This is a genomic window from Enterococcus sp. HMSC072F02 (assembly GCF_001837725.1).
Classification (GTDB): Bacteria; Bacillota; Bacilli; order Lactobacillales; family Enterococcaceae; genus Enterococcus_B; species Enterococcus_B lactis.
On record NZ_KV833882.1, the window covers coordinates 1 to 3,867 of the forward strand.

The 3,867-nt window shown below is 34.6% G+C and carries 6 protein-coding genes; 4 read left to right on the forward strand and 2 right to left on the reverse strand.

Annotated elements, in window-relative coordinates; translation table 11 throughout:
- Both HMPREF2731_RS00330 and HMPREF2731_RS00335 read right to left on the reverse strand, forming a co-directional pair.
- Nucleotides 1–270 (reverse strand): hypothetical protein, encoded by a 270-nt coding sequence (locus tag HMPREF2731_RS00330; RefSeq protein ID WP_002301567.1) that lies wholly within the window; start codon nt 268–270, stop codon nt 1–3.
- 190 nt (nt 271–460) lie between these two features.
- On the reverse strand, nt 461–715 hold the full coding sequence (locus HMPREF2731_RS00335) for a helix-turn-helix domain-containing protein (protein WP_016627806.1): 255 nt from the start codon (nt 713–715) through the stop codon (nt 461–463).
- Nucleotides 716–853: 138 nt separating this feature from the next.
- Here HMPREF2731_RS00335 and HMPREF2731_RS00340 point away from each other — a divergent pair, with 138 nt between their 5' ends.
- The 4 genes from HMPREF2731_RS00340 to HMPREF2731_RS00355 all read left to right on the forward strand — a co-directional run bounded on the left by HMPREF2731_RS00340 (nt 854) and on the right by HMPREF2731_RS00355 (nt 3,722).
- Nucleotides 854–1,246 (forward strand): helix-turn-helix domain-containing protein, encoded by a 393-nt coding sequence (locus tag HMPREF2731_RS00340; protein WP_025481521.1) that lies wholly within the window; start codon nt 854–856, stop codon nt 1,244–1,246.
- Nucleotides 1,247–1,252: 6 nt separating this feature from the next.
- On the forward strand, nt 1,253–1,681 hold the full coding sequence (locus HMPREF2731_RS00345; protein WP_016627804.1) for an ImmA/IrrE family metallo-endopeptidase: 429 nt from the start codon (nt 1,253–1,255) through the stop codon (nt 1,679–1,681).
- Nucleotides 1,682–1,803: 122 nt separating this feature from the next.
- Nucleotides 1,804–2,421 carry a DUF4352 domain-containing protein gene (locus HMPREF2731_RS00350; RefSeq protein ID WP_070872055.1) on the forward strand — a complete coding sequence of 206 codons (618 nt, stop codon included), beginning with the start codon at nt 1,804–1,806 and terminating at the stop codon, nt 2,419–2,421.
- A gap of 164 nt (nt 2,422–2,585) precedes the next feature.
- Nucleotides 2,586–3,722 (forward strand): site-specific integrase, encoded by a 1,137-nt coding sequence (locus HMPREF2731_RS00355; RefSeq protein WP_070872057.1) that lies wholly within the window; start codon nt 2,586–2,588, stop codon nt 3,720–3,722.
- Nucleotides 3,723–3,867 lie beyond the last annotated feature (145 nt).

The window sequence follows — 3,867 nt, forward strand, 5'->3', positions numbered from 1 at the left end:
TTATTCTCCTTTTGAATTTTTGAAGTATTTACTCAAAGGGAGAATTTCTGGTCCTACCAAAACATCTTTTATATCAACTTCATCTATAAAACATTCGATTTTTAGTTTTGGCTTGCCTGATGCTGGCATAAATAGTTCAATATTTGTTACTCCACGTCCTAATGTCCAATCATTTAATTTAATTTCATAATTTGGTGAAATTGTTGGGTTTTCAACTTTAGGTTGTATTGAGAGTTTTAGCAGATTTTTTATTTTTTCTTGGCGTGTCATTAAAATCATCTCCTTAGCTTGTACATGAAAGAAACACTTTTTGTACGATATTAGACGGATAATAGATAACTAGTAATTATTAATAAAACTAGCAATGCGTAGAAAGGGTACCAACTATTCCAAGGTTCTAATTTACGCATTGACTGAATACAAAGTATTCCAAATATCCATATTGCTATTATTAAAAATTTCATTTAGAAACCTTCTGTCTGTTGTTTTTTGGCAATACTTCACTAAAAATAAAAAGCTTATCAAAATCTTTCTCAGATAAATCAAAAGCTTTAAGCAATTTCGGAATGAGTTCACCACCGATTCCGCGATCTCCGTTTAAAATTCTATAAATTGTTGACGGAGCAACATTCATTCTTTTAGCAAGTGAATATGGATCATCTCCTTTTGATTGCATCAAGGAGTAGAGCTTTTCTTGCTTAAGCAAAGTTTTCATCTAATACACCTCCATTGCCTTATGACAATACTATAATACTTTTTTTGTCACTTGGCAACACTTTTTGTTGTCAAATTGCAATTTTTTTTGCTTTTATTGCCACAAGGCTATATCATTTATTTAGAAAGGGGTTTTATCATGGAATTTGGAGAAAAACTAAAAGAATTGAGAACCTCTAAAGGATTAGGAGTTAATCAGTTAGCGTTAAAATCTGGAGTAAGTGCTTCTCAAATATCTAGATTTGAAAAAGGTGAACGGAAAGATCCAACCTTGGAAACTTTAAAAAAACTATCAGTAGCTTTGGGCGTTTCTATTTCCTATTTTGAAGAAAATTCACCTATTAGTACCAGTGATATTCCGGAATGGGCTGACGAAAACGATTTAATTGAACTTGATAAGCTACTTGAATCAAATGCTAACATGGCTTATGGAGGCGAAACTTTAACACCCGAACAGCTTCAAAGAGTCAGAGATGTTTTAGCAGGCATGTTTTGGAAATTCAAAAAAGAAGACAAGGACAAAGAGAAGTGATTGGGTATGGAATTGGATGTTATCAATTTAGTTGAGAACCTAAAGTGGAAGTATCAATCCGCTAATCCATTTTATATTTGTGAAAAAATGGATATTCAAATTGAATATGTTCCTTTTATTGATGATCCTAAAGGTCAATTCCAAGAGATTTTAGGTCGTGCTGTCATTCTTTTGAATGACGAATTAAAGGATTCTGAGGAAAGATTTTACATTTGTGCTCATGAGCTTGGTCATGCCATTTTCCACAAAGGATTATCAAGTTATTACGTCTCTACAAGAAATTCTAGAAGCAAGTCTGAAAGCGAAGCGAATTGCTTTGCTGCTAATCTTATAGCCGACTTATATAAAGAAGACACACAAATGTATCCCAGAAAAATTGAAGATTTATCTCGTTTATATGGTCTTCCAGTTTCGGCTTATAGATTCTTAATTTAGTTAATCATGAATTGTGCTTTTGCTTTGTGGGGAAAGCGTGAACGGTATAGTTCTTTGATTTGGAGGCGACTATCACTGCCTGCCTTAAGTGGGAGTAATAATATTTTTTTGGAGGAGAAATAATGGCAAAGAAAAAGGTTACAGGAGAAGATGGTAAAACATATGTTATGAAAGAGAAAAAACCATTCTATAAGAGAGTTTGGTTTTGGATTCTATTGGTAATCGTTGTGTTCATCGTTGGTGGTGCGCTAGGCGGTGGCGATGATAAAAAAGAAACTACTTCTGCTAAAACAGAAAAAGTAAGTAGCAACGATTCTGCTGAGAAAGATACACAGAGTTCTAGTGATCCTTTGAACCAGGACTTTGCTGTTGGAGATACTGTGAGCTACGAGGGCTATGAAATTAAAGTTAATAATGTGCAATACAGTAGCGGTAGTGAGTTCGATACTCCTGATGATGGAAAACAATATGTTATCGCAAACATTACAATTACTAATAATTCTGGTAAAAAGCAGTCCTATAACCCTTATGACTTCAAGCTAAATGCAGATGGTAATGCCACTGATATGGATGAAATCACTACATTAGATAATATTAACCAATTAAATAGTGGCGATTTGGATGATGGTGCTTCAGTTACTGGTGATTTGGTTGGCCAAGCTGATACAAATGCCAAGTTAAAGCTTCAATATGCTACATCTATTTGGAATGATGAAACAGTTGATATTTCTTTAAACTAATAGATCAAAAGAACAGCCTTCGGGCTTTTCTTTTTAAGCACCAAAGAACATAAGTTCGTATGTTTTATTTATGAATACGATTTTTGCTCTATCCCCTATCAGATTAAAAATAAATATTATAAAATTTCTTACTATTACAAATCATCTACGAAAGGATTGATAACATGCGTGGCGGTGTGAGAAAACGTGGAAAACGTTGGTATTATTATTTTGAAGATATCAATGATGATGGCTCAAGAAAAAAAGTGGAGAAAGTTGGCGGAGACACCCGACCAGAGGCCGAAGCTGCTTTACGAAAAGTTTTATCAGATATTGACGAAACAGGACAATACTTTTTAGGTACGGATACTCGAGTAAAACAATACCTTGATTTTTGGATGGAGGAATACGTTAAACTAAATCTAAAATACAATACCTATGAAAACTACCGATTTACCATCAAAAATCATATAAACGGTTATTTAGGAAAGAAAAAACTTACGGATCTCTCCCCTGCTCTTTTACAAAATTTCATCAATGCTGAATTTAAAAAGGGTTACTCGAAGAAAACAATGACTATTACTCACTCTGTCCTTAAGAATGCGCTGAATATGGCGGTTTATCCTTGGGGGTTAATCAAGCAAAATCCTATGCTGTATGTAAAGATACCAAAATATGAAGAACGACCAACGACTAAAAAAGATCTAAAAATCATTTCTCTTGAAGACTTTGATCATATGCTAGAAATCACTCCTGAAGGCCATCCTTTCTATATTCCTTTGAATATTGGATTTTATACGGGAATGCGCGTTGGCGAAGTTTGTGGTCTGACGTGGGATAATGTCGATTTTTCAAATGGAACAATTACTGTAGAGAAACAAATGGTAAAGAATGATGGCATATGGGTATATGGTACACCAAAGACAAGCAGTTCCAATCGAACGATTTTTATTGGACAAACCTTGCTAGCAATTCTGAAAAAACATAAGAAACAACAATTAGAAAATCGAATGAAGTATGGAAAGCTCTACATTGATTCAAATGCAGTATGTACGAAGGAAGACGGTGAGCTAGTTACGCCAAGTGTGGTGAAATGGAACACAAGAAGGATATCGAATGCACTCTCCCTCTCTTTTAACTTCCATTCTCTCAGACATACTCATGCTACACTTCTTCTCGAAAATGGCGCAAAAATGAAAGAAATCTCTGAACGATTGGGCCACAGCAGAATTTCAATTACGATGGATACTTACTCGCATGTGACAGATAAGATGAGAAATGAAACGGTCGATATCATGGAGAATCTGAGAAAGAATTCTTGAATTTTGCCACCGAAAAAAACCACCGGTGGCAAACCGGTGGCAAATCCATGTAAACATGGGTTATTTTTTACACTGTTTTCAAACAAACCTTGCTACTTCTTACTTTCTTCTTCATCCATTTTCAGAACAGCCATGAAGGCTTCTT

Excerpts from the sequence above, each read along its gene's own strand:
- HMPREF2731_RS00345 (WP_016627804.1), top strand. The coding sequence starts at position 1,253 with ATGGAATTGGATGTTATCAATTTAGTTGAGAACCTAAAGTGGAAGTAT.
- HMPREF2731_RS00355 (WP_070872057.1), top strand. The coding sequence starts at position 2,586 with ATGCGTGGCGGTGTGAGAAAACGTGGAAAACGTTGGTATTATTATTTT.
- HMPREF2731_RS00335 (WP_016627806.1), bottom strand. The coding sequence starts at position 715 with ATGAAAACTTTGCTTAAGCAAGAAAAGCTCTACTCCTTGATGCAATCA.
- HMPREF2731_RS00340 (WP_025481521.1), top strand. The coding sequence starts at position 854 with ATGGAATTTGGAGAAAAACTAAAAGAATTGAGAACCTCTAAAGGATTA.
- HMPREF2731_RS00330 (WP_002301567.1), bottom strand. The coding sequence starts at position 270 with ATGACACGCCAAGAAAAAATAAAAAATCTGCTAAAACTCTCAATACAA.
- HMPREF2731_RS00350 (WP_070872055.1), top strand. The coding sequence starts at position 1,804 with ATGGCAAAGAAAAAGGTTACAGGAGAAGATGGTAAAACATATGTTATG.